The following is a 15719-nucleotide window of genomic DNA, read 5'->3' as shown; positions in this document are numbered from 1 at the left end:
GGACGACTCCGGTAAGGGCGAACCGGCGCGCACGGCAAGCACGGTGCGCCGCGTTCGGCAGATGCCGCTGCGATACATGCAGCGGATGGGCAGACGACGGAGCCGCGCCGGCGGCGCTCGAACGGAGCGGGGCGATGATGGGCGTCCTGGCGCCGGCCGGCTCGGGCCGGCGCCTTGTCACTGCGCTTGCGGATTCCGGTGTTGGGGTGCTATCCGGCGATCAGAAATTCACCGCGTCGCCGCCCTTGAGCGCGAGCATCGCGCGCGCCTCGGCCGGTGTCGCGATCTCCAGCGACAGGCCTTCGAGCACCTGCCGCATTTTCAGCACCTGCGCGGCGCTCGATTCCGCGAGCTTGCCCGGCGCGATCCACAGCGAATCCTCGAGCCCGACGCGCACGTTCGCGCCTTGCGCAGCGCCGATCGTCGCGAGCGGAATCTGGTTGCGGCCGGCGCCGAGGATCGACCACACGTAATCGCTGCCGAACAGACGATCGGCCGTGCGGCGCATGTGCATCAGGTCTTCCGGGTGCGCGCCGATCCCGCCGAGCAGGCCGAACACGCTTTGCACGAAAAACGGCGGCTTCGCGAGCCCGCGGTCGACAAAATGCGCAAGGTTGTACAGGTGCGAGATGTCGTAGCACTCGAATTCGAAGCGCGTGCCGTTCGCCCCGCAGCGCGTCAGGATCGTCTCGATGTCGGCGAACGTGTTCTTGAACACGAGGTCGCGGCTCTTCTCGAGGTGTTCGCGTTCCCACGGATGCTTCAGTTCCCGAAAGCGCTCGAGCATCGGGTACAGCCCGAAGTTCATCGAGCCCATGTTCAACGATGCGACCTCGGGCTGGAAATGCAGCGCGGGCTGCAGCCGTTCGTCGACCGTCATGTGCGGACTGCCGCCCGACGTGAGGTTGATCACCGCGTCGGTTTGCGCCTTGATGCGCGGCAGGAATTCGGCGAACACGGCCGGATCCTGGGTCGGCTTGCCGTCGGACGGATTGCGCGCGTGGAGGTGCAGGATCGCCGCGCCGGCCTCGGCGGCCGCGACGGCGGCGGTTTCGATTTCGTGCGGCGTCACGGGCAGGTACGGCGACATCGACGGCGTATGGATCGCGCCGGTCGGCGCACAGGTGATGATGACTTTGCGAGCGTTTGCCACGGATGGATTCCTTTCGGTGAACGATGCAGGGTGCGTCAGAGCACTTCGACGTTGCCGCAGACGGAGATCGCCTGCCCCGTGATCCCGTGCCCGCCCGGCGAGCACAGGAACAGTGCTGTCGCGGCGATCTCGGCCGGATCGGTCATGCGCCGCAGGGAGATCTTCTCGAGATAGCGCTGCTCCATTTCGTCGTAACCGATGCCGAGCTGCTGCGCGCGCGCGTCGATCACGCGGCGCATCCGCGGGCCGCGCACGATGCCTGGCTGAATCGCGTTCACGCGAATGCCGAGCGGCCCGAGTTCGATCGCGAGGCTCTTCACGAGGCCGACGACAGCCCATTTGGTGGCCGCATACGGCGTGCGGAACGCGTAACCGAGCCGGCCCGCGACCGACGACAGCGCGATGATCGCGCCGCCGTGTTTCGAGTCGCGCAGCAGCGGCACCGCGCGGCGCGCGAACTGGAATTGCGCGGTCAGGTTGATCGCGACGGTTTGTTCCCACTGCACGGGGTCGATCTCGTCGATGGCGCCGGTCGGGCCGGCGATGCCGGCGTTGTTGACGAGCACGTCGAGGCCGCCGAGCCGGGCCGATACGTCGGCGAACACGCGTTCGACGGCGGCCGGATCGGATACGTCGGCCAGCGTCGCGCTGATCGCGCCGGCCCCGGCGCGCGGCGGCCGGTCGGCGAGCGCTGCAATCGCCGCTTGCGATGCGTCGCATACATGCACGTGCGCGCCGCATTCGGCGAACGCGTCCGCGATTTCAAGACCGATGCCCGATGCGCCGCCCGTCACGAGGACGCGCAGGCCGTCATAGGGTTTCAGCAGATCGGAAGCTGTCATGCCGGGTTGTCTCCATCGTTGATGTCGTTGCGGCCGCTCGTGTGTCGTGCGGCCGTCGCAAGCGGCCGCTACGGCTTCGCGTTCACGGTCCGCGGGGTCTGTTCGGCCCGCAGCGTCTCGGCGAGATCGTGTGCGGCGCCGCCGATGTCGAGCGCGATGCCGGCCCGCACGCCTGCGCCGTCGCGTCGTTCGAGCGCGTCGACGATGGCGCGGTGCGCGTCCATCGAGCGCCGCATGTGCGGGATGTCGAGCGCGACCATGTTCAGGAACGGGCCGACGCGCATCCACAGGTTCTCGACGATCGCGAGCGTGCTTTCTCCTGCGCCGTGCGCGTAGATCGCACTGTGGAATGCGAAATTGCTTTGCAGGTAGGCGCGCGAGCGGCCGGCCTCGACGTGCGCCTGCATCGTCTCGCAGGTCTTGCGCACGACCGCGATCTGCGCGTCGGTCATCCGTCCGCACGCACGCTCGGCGATGCAGCCTTCGAGTGCGATCCGCACGTCGCGCAGCTCGTCGAGCATGTCGAGCGTCATCGGCGGCACGACAAGCGCGCGATTCGGGCCGTCGACCAGCGCGCGCTCGGCGCGCAGCCGCGTGAGTGCGGCGCGCACGGGCATCGTCGACGAGCCGACCGCCTCGGCGACGCTGCGCAGGCTCAACGCCTGGCCGGGCGCGAAGCGGCCGCTCATCAGCGCTTCGCGCAGTTGCTGGTAGACCTTGTCGGCCATCGTTTCCTGTTCGATGGCTTTCAGTGCGGGCGGGACGATACGAGGCGGCAAGGCGGGGATCTCCTGGGTTTGATCTGCGATCTGTGATCACACTAGCGATGTGCGAAGTTTTGTCGATCGGGGCGGCGGAGTCAAGGCGAACGGGATCGGGGAAAACGAGGAGAGGGGCGCGAAGCAGGTGATACATCGGTGAGTCCAGGGCGGCCTTTCTTGGTCGAAACCTCTTCCGGTGGGCCGGTGACAGTCGGCAAGATTTTTCTACCCAAGGGACTTGATCCGATCGTCGACGCGCGGATTGCGAGCGGCGAAGCTGTGGACTATCCGCCGTCGGCGCACGGCATAACGCTACGCTGTTCAACGGGCGGACGTGTTACGACCATTGCTACTTCAACGAACCGGGCGCGCGGTATCGTACCGATCGCGCAAATTCTTGGAGCCTGTCATGAGGGAAGCCTGGATCGCTGCCGCGTTGGCCTGCTTCGTGTTTCAACCGGCGATAGCCGTGGCGAAGGACGCCGTGCAGGCGTCGTCGGAGGCCGGTTCACGGACTTACATCCAGAATTTCAAGGACATGGTGCTGGCCAACTGCCTGGCTACCGCTTACAAGCGCGAGCCCGGCGTGAGCAAGGACATCGGCAGCAGCATCAGCGCGTTGCGCGACTGGACCTACTACGACATGAAGCGTGCGCCGGAAGTCATTCACGCGCTGGTCGCGAAGTATCTGGCTCGAGACTATCGGAATCCGGTTGTCGAACCGGAAGTCAGGGACGTGAAGTTCGACTTCCTGAAGTGCATTGATCTGTATCGCGGCAAGGAGCTGGACGCTGCAGCGAGGCAATTCGTATCGCGCCCGAACCGTACCTACCGGACTGAGTATCCTCCGAAGCCGCAGTAGCGGTCGAACGCCGTTGCGTCATGCAACGGCGCGCCGTGTGCCGTTTCGCCGACGCTATTCAAGCGTCCTGATCGAATTGCTGATGCCGCGCGCGCAGTCGATCACGGCCGGCGCGAGCTTGCGGCGCGCGTCGTCGAACGTCCAGCGGCTCGTCGGCGCGACCACGTGCACGGCCGCGACCGGCTGCCCCTGACTGCCGAGCACCGGCGCGGCTATCGACATGTCGCCGATGAACAGTTCTTCCTGGTTGGTCGCGTAGCCTTCGCGCCGCGCGCTGTCGAGCAGCGCGACGAGATCGTCGAGCGCCGTGACCGTGCGCGGCGTATGCGGCGTGCGCGCCATGCCGTCGAGCCGCGCGCGGGCGTCGCCGGGCGGCAACGCGCTCAGGAACGCGCGGCCGCTGCCGGTGCAGTACATCGGGATGCGGCTGCCGATCGGCATGTGGATCGGCACGAACTTCGTCGACACGAAACGCGCGACGTACACCATGTCGTCCTCGTCCGGCTCGGTGAGGTTGGTGGTTTCGCCGGTCAGGTTGGTGAGCTCGGACAGGAACGGATTCGCGACGTCGATCAACGTGTCGGCCGCGAGATAGTTGAAGCCGATCCGCATCACGTGCGGGGTGAGCTGGTAGCGCCGCGTGACCGGATGCTTGCGGATGTAGCCGAGCTTCTCGAGCGTATAGACCATCCGCTGCGCGGAGCTTTTGGTCATCCCCGCGGCATCCGCCACTTCCGCCAGTGTCATCGTGCGCCGTTTCGCGCTGAACGCGCGCAGCACGTTCAGCCCTTTTTCGAGCGACTGGTTGAACAGCAGATCGTTTGCTTGGTCGGGTGACGTTTCCATGGCGAGGAGCGGAATCGATTCGATATCGCATCATAGCGTATCGAATATCGATACGCAAAAATCTATTTGCGATATTTTTGATTCGTTTTAAGATCAAGCCATCGTCGCAGTGTCGATCAGCGACCGGCCGGCGCCCCGGATTATTCGAGAAGGAGTCACCATGGTTCCGTTCATCAAGCGGTTCGGCGCACTGGCCGCCGGTTTCGCCACTTGTATCGCACTTTCCGCGGCTTCGGCCGGCGCCGTCGCGGCCGAGCCGACGCTCAAGGTCGGCGCGACGGCCACCGGCGTGCCGTTCACGTTTCTCGACGTCAAGAGCAATTCGATCCAGGGGATGATGGTCGATGCGATTACCGCGGCAGGGAAGTCGGCCGGGTTTCGCGTCGACGTGCAGCAGACCGTGTTCTCGGCGCTGATCCCGTCGCTCACCACGCAGAAGATCGACATCATCTCGGCCGCGATGCTGAAGACGCCGGCGCGCCAGCAGGTCGTCGATTTCTCCGACACCGTCTACTCATTCGGCGAAGGCCTGATCGTGAAGGCCGACGATCCGGGCCGCTATACGTCGATGGACGACTTCAAGGGGCAGGTGGTCGGCGCGCAGGTCGGCACGGCGTTCGTCGACGCGCTCAACAAGAAGGGCATCTTCAAGGAAGTCCGGACCTACGATTCGATCGCCGACATCATGCGCGACGTCGCGCTCGGGCGCATCAAGGCCGGCTTCGCCGACCAGCCGATCGTCGCGTACCAGATCGAGCACGGCGTCAATCGCCAGGTGCGGCTCGTGCCTGAATACCAGAGCGTCGTGAAGGGGCAGGTGTGCTTCATCGTGCGCAAGGGCGACACGGCGACGCTCGAGCAGCTCAACGGCGCGATCCGGAAAATGAAGGGCGACGGCACGCTGCAGCAGATCCTGCAGAAGTGGCACATGAGCTGAGCGCCGGCCCGGGATTCCCGAACGGTATCGCCCGCCTGACGCGGGCACCCACTGCGGCGTGCCGGCAGGCCGTCGCATAGGAGACCTCATGTTTTTTCAGAACGCGATCGATTTCCTGCCGATCCTGCTGAAGGGCGCGGTGGTCACGATCGAGATCACCGCATGCGCGTTCGTGCTGAGCTCGGTGCTCGGGCTGATTCTCGCGTTGCTGAAGGTGTCGCGCAACCGCGTGGTGTCGACGGCCGGCAGCACGGTCGTCAACGTGATCCGCGGGCTGCCGATCATCGTGCAGCTGTTCTACATGTACTTCGTGCTGCCCGATCTCGGCATCCAGCTGTCGGCGTTCCAGGCCGGCGTGCTCGGCCTCGGCATCGCGTATTCGGCGTATCAGGCCGAGAATTTCCGCGCGGGCATCGAGGCGATCGACCGCGGCCAGATCGAAGCCGCGCACGCGATCGGCATGCGCGGCCCGATGATCATGCGGCGCGTGGTGCTGCCGCAGGCGTTTCGCATCGCGCTGCCGCCGTACGGCAACACGCTCGTGATGCTGCTGAAGGATTCGTCGGTCGCGTCGACGATCACGGTCGCGGAGATCACGCGTGCCGGCCAGCTGATCGCGTCGTCGACGTTCCAGAACATGAGCGTCTACACGCTCGTCGCGCTGCTGTATCTCGCGCTCGGCTTGCCGCTGATGTTCGGCGTGAACCGGCTCGGCAAGCGGCTCGCACTGAGGAGAGGCGCATGATCCGGATCGATTCGATACACAAGCGGTTTCAGCAGCACGCGGTGCTGAAGGGCGTGAGCCTCGACGTGCAGGCGGGTGAAGTCGTGTGCCTGATCGGGCCGTCCGGTTCCGGAAAGTCGACCGTGCTGCGCTGTATCAACGGCTTCGAGACCTACGACGAAGGGTCGATCACGATCGACGGCGTGAAAGTCGACGCGCATTCGAAGCGGATCCACGAGCTGCGAATGCGGGTCGGCATGGTGTTCCAGCGCTTCAACCTGTTCGCGCATCGCACGGCGCTCGAGAACGTGATGGAAGGGCCCGTGCACGTGCGGCGCATGCCGGCCGCGCAAGCGCGCGAGCAGGCCCGCGCGCTGCTCGACAAGGTCGGGCTTTCGCACCGGATGAATGCGTACCCGTCCGAGCTGTCGGGCGGGCAGCAGCAGCGCGTCGCGATCGCACGCGCGCTCGCGATGGAGCCGCAAGCGATCCTGTTCGACGAGCCCACGTCGGCGCTCGACCCCGAGCTCGTCGGCGAAGTGCTCGGCGTGATGCGCGGGCTCGCGCGCGACGGGATGACCATGGTGGTCGTCACGCACGAAATGGCATTCGCCCGCGAGGTGGCCGATCGCGTGTGCTTCCTGCACGACGGCACGATCTGCGAAAGCGGATCGGCGCGCGACGTGCTCACGCAGCCCACCCATCCCCGCACGCAGGAATTCCTGCGTCGCCTGCTGGCGTCGGACGGCGCCGCCAACCCGGATCGAACATGAGCGCAAGGCACGCGGCACCCCGACGGCCCGACTCCCGGTGGCCGGATTCGCTGTGGGCAGCGACCGCCGCGCCGGCGCCCGATACACCGGCGCTCGACGCGTCCGTGTCGTGCGACGTGGCGATCGTCGGCGCTGGCTTTACCGGCTTGTCGACCGCACTTCATCTCGCCGAACGCGGCGTGAACGTCCGCGTGATCGATGGCGCGCAGCCGGGCTGGGGCGCATCGGGCCGCAACGGCGGGCAGGTGATTCCGGGGTTGAAGTACGACCCCGACGAACTGGTGCGTCGGTTCGGCGACGAGGTGGGCGAGCAGCTTGCCGGCATCGTCGGCGGTGCGGCCGACACGGTGTTCGACCTGGTCGCGCGGCACGCGATCGACTGCGATGCGCGCCGCCACGGCTGGATCCAGCCGGCGCCGACCGCCGCGATGCTCGACACGGTCGCCCGGCGCGCGCAGCAGTGGGCCGCGCGCGGCGCGCCGGTCGACGTACTCGGCCGCGACGACGTCGCGCGGCGGCTCGGCACGCAAGCGTATGCGGGCGGCTGGATCGATCGCCGCGCGGGCAGCGTGCAGCCGCTCAGCTATACGCGCGGCCTCGTGCGCGCCGCGCAGGCGAGCGGGGCCGTCGTACACGGCTTGACCCGCGCCGTCGGGTTGACGCGTGCCGACGGCCGCTGGCGGATCGCGACCTCGGGCGGCGCGACGCTGTCGGCCGAGCGCGTCGTGATCGCGACCAACGGCTACACGGACGGGCTGTGGCCCGGCTTGCGCCAGTCGGTGATCGCCGCGAACAGCTTCATCGTCGCGACGGAACCGCTCGCGCCGACGCTTGGTCGCGACATTCTCGCCGGCGGCGAAGTCGCATCGGATGCGCGGCGCCTGCTGCTGTACTTCCGCCGTGACGCGGCCGGGCGCCTGCTGATGGGCGGCCGCGGCCCGTTCGCCGACCCGCGCGCGCCGAGCGACTGGCGCCATCTCGAACGCGCGACGACGCTGTTGTATCCGCAACTGAAGGGCGTCCGGTTCGAATACCGCTGGGCGGGGCGCGTCGCGATCACCGCGGATTTCCTGCCGCACGTGCACGAGCCCGCGCCGGGCGTGACGATCGCGCTCGGCTACAACGGCCGCGGCATCGCGATGGCGACGACGCTCGGCAAGCATCTGGCCGCGCATCTGTCGGGCGATGCGCAATTGCCGCTGCCGTTCCGGGTCACGCCGATCCGGCCGATCCCGTTGCATGGGCTGCAGCGCTTCTATATCGCGGCCGGGGTCGCGTGGTATCGGTTGCTCGACAGCCTGTCCTGACGCGAGCGCGAAGGCAGTCGCCATTCGTCGTTCGATCGGGCAGAATCGCGATGCCCAGTTTCCGCCGATGGATGCCGCATGACCGAACCGAAAGATCCGCACGATCCGCCCGGCCGCCGCGCGTACGCGAGCTTCGCGCAACGCTATGCGGACATCGCACCGACGAAGGCGCACAACGCACTCTACGAATGGCCGGCGACGATGGCGCTGCTCGGCGACGTCGACGGGCTGACGGTACTCGACGCCGGCTGCGGGCCCGGCATCTGCAGCGCGCATCTCGCCCGTCAGGGGGCGACCGTGCATGCGTTCGACGTGACGCCGGAGATGGTCGCGCTCGCGCGAACGCGCTGCGCGGGGCTGACGGTCGACGTCACGGAAGGCGACCTGGAGGCGCCGCTCGCGTGGCTGCCAGACGCGTCGGTCGACAAGGTGCTGTGCTCGCTCGCGCTCGACTACGTGCGCGATCTCGCGCCGACGCTGCGCGAATTCCGGCGCGTCGCGCGTGCAGGGGCAACGCTCGTGTTCTCGATGGCCCATCCGATGCGCGACTGGATGGACGAGCGCACACGCGGCGACGGCACGTACTTCGATACGTCGCGCTTCGGTTTCCACTGGTCGGGTTTCGGCGAGCCGAGGCCCTATGTCGAAGCGTGGCGGCGGCCGCTCGCCGATATCCTGAATGCGGTCGCCGAAAGCGGCTGGCGGCTCGACCGCTTCGTCGAGCCGCAACCGCTGCCGGAGATGAAGGCCGTGTCGGAGCGGCTCCATGCGGAGCTGTCGCTGGCCCCGGCCTTCCTTTGCATCCGCGCGCGCTGCTGACGCGACGCGGCGGTCAACCGTTGCTCACTGCCGCACCGGCTCGTCGTTCAGCGTGCCGAGAAACGCTTCGATATCCTTGATGTCCTGCGCCGTCATCGCCGGCTTGTCGCCCGGCTTGCGATCGAACGGCGCGTCGGTCACATCGACGTTCGCGCGATACTGCGGCGGGATGTCGTCGTACTCGTCGACCTTGCCGTCCGCGCCGCGCGAATAGAACTTCTGCGGCGAGATGCTGCGCTCGTTGTAGAACGCCATCACCTGGTCGAGCGTGTGGAACACGCCGTTGTGGAAGAACACTTGGCGCGTCGCCGCGTTGCGCAGCGTCGGCGTGAGGAACATCCCGCAATACTGCGTCTGGTCCTTCAGGTCGTCGCGGAACGGCCCGCACACGCCGAGATCGTAGAACGCCGGGTTGCGGTTCTGCGCCAGGTCCTTGTTGCGCGGCGCACCGAGCGCCTCGTACTGGTAATCGGTCAACATCGGCGGCAGCCCGTCCGTGCCGGGCTTCGACAGGTGGCAGCCCGCGCAATTCGCCTTGTCCGGATCGTTGAACAGGCGCAGCCCGCGCAGCTCGGCCTGCGTGAGGCGCGCACGGCCTTCGAGCCAGCGGTCGTACTTGCTGTTGTACGGGTGGAACGACGGATCCTCCACCTGGTAGCGCGCGATGGCGAACATCGCTTCCGACACCGCGAGCTGCGGGCTGCCGAACACGTTCGCGCCGAACAGTTGCTCGAGCTGTGCGCGGTGCGACGACTGCGCGAGCTTGCGCGCGACGTCGTCGATGCTCGCGTTCGCCATCTCGACCGGATTCAGCAGCGGGCCGAACGCCTGCTGCTGCAACGTATCGGCGCGGCCGTCCCAGAACATCCCGCCCTGCGGCACGAGCTGCGGTGCGGCCGACGTGCCGGCCACCTTCTGCGCCTTCACGACGCCGGCCGCCGACGCGGCCTGTTGCGCGACGCTCGGCGCGGCGTCGTTTTCACCGGCATCGGGGCCGATGCTGAAGTTCGGCTGGCGGTACAGGTACATCAGCGACGGCGGCGGGCGATAGCCCTGCTGCGTCATCGCGAGGCCGCCCGGCTGCACGTCGAGCGCGTTCGGCGGGCCGTACGCATGGTCGGGGCTGTGGCACGACGCGCACGACTGCTTGCCCGACGCCGACAGCGACGGATCGGCGAACAGCGCGCGGCCGAGCTGCGCGACCGCCGACAGCGGCTGCGCGGCGGGCCGCCGCAGCACGACCGGATGCGGGTTCGCGCCCGTCCAGTCGGCGACGACGGTGCCGATCGCCGCCGGCACCTGCGCGGGGAACGCGATCGCGAACGCGCCATAGCCGAGCACCGCAGCGCCGATCACGAACGCCGCGCGGCGCAGGAGGCGGGAGCGTGTGCGCGGCGCGCGGTTCGCGGTGGTGTCGGGAGACGGGAACGCAGGGCGAGCTGTCATGCTGTCGGTCGGAAATCGGGCGCCGCACGAAGCGGCGCGTTAAACGGAAACGGCCGGCGCGTGAGGCGCCGGCCATGCGGTCATGCAGTGCCGGTCAGATCGCCGGTGCCGCGCTCAATGCGGTGCCGAGCGTCGGGTCGAGATACAGCGGGGTCGTGTTCGGCTTCGACGTGAAGTCGAACAGCGCACGCAGGTCGCCTGCGGTCGCATCGAACGAACCGCCGCCGATGCGCTGGCCGCCGAGCCAGTTGTCCTCGATGAAGCGCACGACGGACGACTGGTCGAGCATCGTGTGGTCGACGTAGTTCTGCTTCGCGTACGGCGAGATCACGATCAGCGGAATGCGCACGCCCGGGCCGCAACGGCCGTTCACGGTCGCGCCGTTCACGCCGGTGGTGCCGCCCGTGCCGCACTTGCCGGCGCCGTTGACCTGGTCGACCGGGTCCGACGATGCGTGCGTCGGCGCCGTGTACACGTGGTCGTACCAGCCGTCCGAGTCGTCATAGGTGACGATCACGGCCGTGTTCTGCCAGTCCGGCTGCTGCTGCAGGAAGTTGACGACCTTCGTCACGAACGCCTGCTCGTCGAGCGGATCCGAATAGCCTGCGTGCGCATCCTGCGCGGCCGGCGCCTTCAGGTAGCTGACCGACGGGAAGTTGCCGGCCTTCACGGCCGCGAAGAAGTCGTCGCTGTCGTACTGGTGGTTCGCGGGTTCGGCGGTCTTCCCGTCGGCCTGGAAGCTCGAACCGATCGCCGCGACCGAGCTCGGGCGCGTGTGCTGCGGGTTCGCGGTCGACGCGTAGTACTGGAACCAGTTGTGGTGCGGGATGTAGTCGGCCGTCGCGGCGTTCACGGCGGTGGCGACCGTGCTGCGCGCGCAGCCCGTCGTGCCGTTGCCGTTCGTCGTCGACAGGTTGAAGCCGCCCATGAAGCCGCCCCACGTGATCTTCGCGCTGTTCAGCAGGTCGCCGATGTTCTTGCCGGTCATCATCGCCTGGTCGGTCGTGCTCGAGCACACGTCGAAGCCCGGGTCGACGTCGTTGATCATCGTGAGGCCGCCCTGGCCGTCATTGATGTAGTACGAGCTGGCGGCGAGCGTCGACGGCTGCTTCGACGTCTTGACGATCTGCATCCCGTTGGTCTGGCCCGACACGACGTTCAGCGCGCCCGGCGTCGACGGGCCGTACGTCGTCGTGTACGTGTTGTCGCTCATCGCGAAGCGCTGCGCATAGTTCCACAGTGCCGTCACGGTGTTGCCGTCGAAGTAGCCCATCACCTGGCCCTTCGTGCCGAACGCGCCGGCGCCGCCGGATGTGCCCTTGCCCGTGTATTTCGGGAACAGGTCGGCGAGGCCGTTGTCCTCGGCCTGCTGCTCGGCCGTGTACGCGTGGTTCTGGTCGGCGGTCGCGGCCTGCGTGCGGTCGAGGCGGAACGGGTTCGCCGCGTCGGTGCCGTTGGCCGTGTTCGTGAAGTTCGGGTTCGCGGTGAGCAGCGTGCCCGTCAGGCCGTTGGGCGTCGGCGTGCCGGACTTGGCGGTGAACGCCGGTTCACCCGACGGGTTCGTCGCGTTCGGGTAGGTGCCGAAGTAGTGGTCGAACGAGATGTTTTCACCGTAGATCACGACGACGTGCTTGATCGGCGTGGCGGTCTGCAGCGCATCCTGCGACGACACGGCAGGCGTCGGCGTGGGATCGTCGCTGCCGCCGCAGGCGAACAGCGCCAGCGCTGCGGCTGCGCAGGCGGTGACGAGCAAGGCTTGACGGAACATCGGGAAACTCCAGGTAAGGTCTTCGATGGTGGAGAGCGGCCCCGTCGCCGTGTCGGTTCGGCGCGGAGCTCGTGAGAGAGCACGCGCATTGGAACAGTCCCGTATGAAGATATGGGGACGGAGTGGTTTCGTGTCGATTGCGCTGCGGTATCGATTTCATTACGGCGGAATGCGATGCGAAAGAGAATGGAAAGGGGCAGACCGCATGCCATCTTTGCGTCATATCGCGCGGCGCGTGGGGCCGCTGCCGCGGATGCCATGCGGGGCGGGCGAAAGCGCGCGGCCGAGCGGTTCGGGCAAGGTGCTGCGCAGGGCAGTTTTTTGACAATCGGATGACGGATTCATACGATGAACGCCCTGCGGCGACGATTTCGCGTGGCCGCCCCCAGGGAGTATTCAGCGTGCCGATCCCCGTTCTGTTTGCCGTGCTGTGTGCGGCGTTCCTGCATGCGTCATGGAACGCGCTCGTCCGCAGCAGCGGCGACCGGCTGCGGTCGGCCACGGTGCTGCAGATCGCGATCGGGCTGTTCGCGCTGCTGTTCCTGCCGGCCGCCGCGCCGATCACGCCCGCGAGCTGGCTTTATGTCGTCGCATCGGCCGTGCTCCACGTCGTCTACACGCTGCTGCTGGTGCGCGCGTACGAGCACGGCGACCTGAGCGTCGCGTATCCGGTCGCGCGCGGCACCGCGCCGCTGCTCGTCACGCTCGGCGCGGCGGCGTTCGCGGGCGAGCACCTGAATGTCGGCGCGCAATGCGGGCTCGTGCTGATCTGCGCAGGGATCATGGCGATCGGCCTGGAGCTCGGGCGCGGCGCGAAGCACCGGATGATGCAGGTGCTGCCGACCGCGTTCGCGACTGGCGTGTCGATCGCGGCCTACAGCGTGGTCGACGGGATCGGCGTGCGGGAAAGCGGCAACACGGTCGGCTATACCGCGTGGATGTTCGTGCTGACGGGCGCGATGATGGCCGCGTACTACCGGCTGCGCGCGGGGCCGTTGCGGCTGACGCAGGATGTGGGCGAAACGGTGAAGGCTGCGTGTGGCGGCGTATTCGCGGCCCTCGCGTACGGGATCGTGATCTGGGCGATGGATCGCGCGCCGATGGGGCCGGTGTCGGCGCTGCGCGAAACGAGCGTGGTGTTCGCGGCGCTGATCGCGCGCGTGTATCTCGGCGAGCGGCTGACGCCGCGTCGAGCGGCCGGCTGCATGGTGATCGCGGCGGGGGCGTTGCTGATCAGTGCGTTCGAAGCGGTGCGGTGAACGTGTCCCCCTGTTGTGCCGGGCGCGCCGCGTGCCGCGTCAGCTTTCCACCGGCATCGCACTCGTGCACTTGATCTCGTCGAGGCACACGCTCGAATGCACGCCGCTCACGCCGGGAATTCGCATCAGCGTTTCGAGCAGGAACCGCGACAAGCCTTTCAGGTCGTGCGCGACGACCTTCAACACGTAGTCGATGTCGCCCGTCACCGAAAAGCACTCCTGGATCTGCGCGAGATCCGACACCAGTTTCTGGAATTTCGACAGGTCGCGGATATGCCCGCGCTCCATCGTCACGTGCACGAAAGCGGTGACGCCGAAACCGAGCGTGTCGGGGCACAGCCGGGTTTCGTAGCGGCGGATCGCGCCAATCTCCTCCAGCCGGCGGTGGCGGCGCAGCGTCTGCGCGGGCGACAGGCCGACGGCCTTCGCCAGATCGAGGTTCGACGCGCGGCCGTTCTCCTGCAGGATCGCGAGCAAGTGGCGATCGAGGCGATCCAGAACCGGTTCATGCATTTTTGTTTCCTCATTTGTCTCCTGCATGCAATCTTATCTCATAATGTAGGGTTTGCATGAACGGGTTACGAAACCCGATTTCGCGGCCGCGACGCTAAACTGACGCCGGATTTTCGTGTGCGATCGCAATCATGCGGCGCGACGACGGCCGGCGGCTGGTCTGGCGGGCACGCCGACGCGAATCGGGCGCCGCCACGCGAAGATTGCAGTCCCCCAACCCGGCGGCTCCACGAACGGCCCCGGCACAGCAAAACAGCGCCCGGCACACCGAGGCGCGCCGCACCGCGTCAGGCGGAGGCGGACAGAGTGGAGAAGACATGGTTTCTGGAAACGAGAGCGACGGCCTGAAGCGCGGGCTGAAGAACCGGCACATCCAGCTGATTGCGCTCGGCGGCGCGCTCGGCACGGGGCTGTTCCTCGGCATCGCGCAGACGATCAAGATGGCGGGCCCGTCCGTGCTGCTCGGCTATGCGGTGGCCGGCATCGTCGCGTTCTTCATCATGCGCCAGCTCGGCGAGATGGTCGTCGACGAACCTGTCGCCGGCTCGTTCAGCTACTTCGCCAACAAGTACGTCGGCCACTTCACCGGCTTCCTGTCCGGCTGGAACTACTGGGTGCTGTACATCCTCGTCAGCATGGCCGAGCTGTCGGCCGTCGGGATCTACGTGCAGTACTGGTGGCCCGGCGTGCCGACCTGGGTGTCGGCGCTGGTGTTCTTCGTCGCGATCAACCTGCTGAACCTGGCGAGTGTGAAGTCGTACGGCGAGACGGAATTCTGGTTCTCGATCATCAAGGTCGCCGCGATCGTCGGGATGATCGGCTTCGGCGGCTGGCTGCTCGTGAGCGGTCATGCGGGGCCGGAGGCGAGTGTCCGCAACCTGTGGCAGCACGGCGGCTTCTTCCCGAACGGCGTGTCGGGGCTCGTGATGTCGATGGCGGCGATCATGTTCTCGTTCGGCGGGCTGGAGCTGATCGGCATCACCGCGGCCGAGGCCGACGATCCGAAGCGCAGCATTCCGCGTGCGACCAACCAGGTTATCTATCGCATCCTGATTTTCTACATCGGCGCGCTCGCGGTACTGCTGTCGCTGTACCCGTGGGAAAAGGTCGTCAGCGGCGGCAGCCCGTTCGTGCTGATCTTCCACGCGCTGAGCAGCAACCTGGTCGCCAACGTGCTGAACGTGGTCGTGCTGACGGCCGCGCTGTCGGTCTACAACAGCGGCGTGTACAGCAACAGCCGGATGCTGTTCGGCCTCGCGCGGCAGGGCAACGCGCCGAAGGTGCTGTGCTCGGTGAACAAGCGCGGCATTCCGCTCGCCGCGCTCGGCGCGTCGGCGCTCGCGACCGGCGTGTGCGTGCTCGTCAACTACTTCATGCCGGGCAAGGCGTTCGAGGTGCTGATGGGCCTCGTCGTGTCGGCGCTGATCATCAACTGGGCGATGATCACCCTGATCCACCTGAAGTTCCGCCAGGCGAAGCGCGCGGCCGGGGAGGAGACTTCCTTCCGCAGTCTGGGCTATCCTTTCACGAATTACCTGTGCCTGGCATTCATGGCCGGCATTCTCGTCGTGATGTACCTGACACCGGATCTCCGCCTGTCGGTGTACCTGATCCCGGTATGGCTCGCGGTGCTCGCGGTCGGGTATCGCTTCCGTCAGAAGAATGCAGGCTATGCGGTGCATGACGGCGCATCCGCAAGCTGACGCAGG

15 protein-coding genes are annotated in these 15719 nt (G+C 67.2%); 8 read left to right on the top strand and 7 right to left on the bottom strand.

The window, feature by feature from the left end; translation table 11 throughout:
* Positions 1-220: 220 nt before the first annotated feature.
* From kce to B7G54_RS02935, 3 genes are all read right to left on the bottom strand, one after another.
* The gene (kce, locus tag B7G54_RS02945; protein WP_039367298.1) at positions 221-1153 is read right to left on the bottom strand and encodes a 3,5-dioxohexanoate:acetyl-CoA acetone transferase; all 933 of its coding nucleotides are present in this window, start codon (positions 1151-1153) and stop codon (positions 221-223) included.
* Positions 1154-1188: 35 nt separating this feature from the next.
* Positions 1189-1995 carry an SDR family oxidoreductase gene (locus tag B7G54_RS02940; protein ID WP_085037671.1) on the bottom strand — a complete coding sequence of 269 codons (807 nt, stop codon included), beginning with the start codon at positions 1993-1995 and terminating at the stop codon, positions 1189-1191.
* A 68-nt stretch (positions 1996-2063) separates the two neighbouring features.
* Positions 2064-2774 (bottom strand): GntR family transcriptional regulator, encoded by a 711-nt coding sequence (locus B7G54_RS02935; protein WP_085037670.1) that lies wholly within the window; start codon positions 2772-2774, stop codon positions 2064-2066.
* Positions 2775-3165: 391 nt separating this feature from the next.
* On the opposite strand from B7G54_RS02935, the gene B7G54_RS02925 reads away from it, so the two are divergent.
* The gene (locus B7G54_RS02925; RefSeq protein WP_085037669.1) at positions 3166-3618 is read left to right on the top strand and encodes a type VI secretion system amidase immunity protein Tai4; all 453 of its coding nucleotides are present in this window, start codon (positions 3166-3168) and stop codon (positions 3616-3618) included.
* Positions 3619-3672: 54 nt separating this feature from the next.
* Here B7G54_RS02925 and B7G54_RS02920 read toward each other — a convergent pair whose 3' ends face one another.
* On the bottom strand, positions 3673-4464 hold the full coding sequence (locus B7G54_RS02920; protein ID WP_085037668.1) for an IclR family transcriptional regulator: 792 nt from the start codon (positions 4462-4464) through the stop codon (positions 3673-3675).
* Between the two features lie 160 nt (positions 4465-4624).
* Between B7G54_RS02920 and B7G54_RS02915 the strand changes: the two genes are divergently transcribed.
* The 5 genes from B7G54_RS02915 to B7G54_RS02895 all read left to right on the top strand — a co-directional run bounded on the left by B7G54_RS02915 (position 4625) and on the right by B7G54_RS02895 (position 9024).
* Positions 4625-5401, top strand: coding sequence for an ABC transporter substrate-binding protein (locus B7G54_RS02915; RefSeq protein WP_085037667.1), 777 nt, complete (start codon positions 4625-4627; stop codon positions 5399-5401).
* An 88-nt stretch (positions 5402-5489) separates the two neighbouring features.
* Positions 5490-6146 carry an amino acid ABC transporter permease gene (locus B7G54_RS02910; RefSeq protein WP_085037666.1) on the top strand — a complete coding sequence of 219 codons (657 nt, stop codon included), beginning with the start codon at positions 5490-5492 and terminating at the stop codon, positions 6144-6146.
* On the top strand, positions 6143-6898 hold the full coding sequence (locus B7G54_RS02905) for an amino acid ABC transporter ATP-binding protein (RefSeq protein ID WP_085037665.1): 756 nt from the start codon (positions 6143-6145) through the stop codon (positions 6896-6898). The genes B7G54_RS02910 and B7G54_RS02905 overlap by 4 nt, the downstream gene beginning before the upstream one ends.
* Positions 6895-8205, top strand: coding sequence for an NAD(P)/FAD-dependent oxidoreductase (locus B7G54_RS02900; RefSeq protein WP_085037664.1), 1311 nt, complete (start codon positions 6895-6897; stop codon positions 8203-8205). Before B7G54_RS02905 ends, B7G54_RS02900 begins: the two co-directional genes overlap by 4 nt.
* A 78-nt stretch (positions 8206-8283) precedes the next feature.
* The gene (locus B7G54_RS02895; RefSeq protein WP_085037663.1) at positions 8284-9024 is read left to right on the top strand and encodes a class I SAM-dependent methyltransferase; all 741 of its coding nucleotides are present in this window, start codon (positions 8284-8286) and stop codon (positions 9022-9024) included.
* Between the two features lie 24 nt (positions 9025-9048).
* On the opposite strand, the gene B7G54_RS02890 is transcribed toward B7G54_RS02895, so the two are convergent.
* Positions 9049-10470, bottom strand: coding sequence for a cytochrome-c peroxidase (locus B7G54_RS02890; RefSeq protein ID WP_085037662.1), 1422 nt, complete (start codon positions 10468-10470; stop codon positions 9049-9051).
* Positions 10471-10564: 94 nt separating this feature from the next.
* Positions 10565-12238 carry a phospholipase C gene (locus B7G54_RS02885; RefSeq protein WP_085037661.1) on the bottom strand — a complete coding sequence of 558 codons (1674 nt, stop codon included), beginning with the start codon at positions 12236-12238 and terminating at the stop codon, positions 10565-10567.
* Between the two features lie 401 nt (positions 12239-12639).
* Between B7G54_RS02885 and B7G54_RS02875 the strand changes: the two genes are divergently transcribed.
* Entirely contained in the window at positions 12640-13497 is an 858-nt protein-coding gene (locus tag B7G54_RS02875; protein ID WP_085037951.1) for an EamA family transporter, read from the top strand.
* Positions 13498-13536: 39 nt separating this feature from the next.
* On the opposite strand, the gene B7G54_RS02870 is transcribed toward B7G54_RS02875, so the two are convergent.
* The gene (locus B7G54_RS02870; protein ID WP_085037660.1) at positions 13537-14010 is read right to left on the bottom strand and encodes an Lrp/AsnC family transcriptional regulator; all 474 of its coding nucleotides are present in this window, start codon (positions 14008-14010) and stop codon (positions 13537-13539) included.
* Between the two features lie 317 nt (positions 14011-14327).
* Between B7G54_RS02870 and B7G54_RS02865 the strand changes: the two genes are divergently transcribed.
* Positions 14328-15713, top strand: coding sequence for an amino acid permease (locus B7G54_RS02865; protein ID WP_085037659.1), 1386 nt, complete (start codon positions 14328-14330; stop codon positions 15711-15713).
* Positions 15714-15719 lie beyond the last annotated feature (6 nt).

Source organism: Burkholderia puraquae (assembly GCF_002099195.1).
GTDB lineage: Bacteria > Pseudomonadota > Gammaproteobacteria > Burkholderiales > Burkholderiaceae > Burkholderia > Burkholderia puraquae.
The sequence above is the reverse complement of the archived record's forward strand: the minus strand, read 5'-3'. Positions and strand labels throughout refer to the sequence as shown.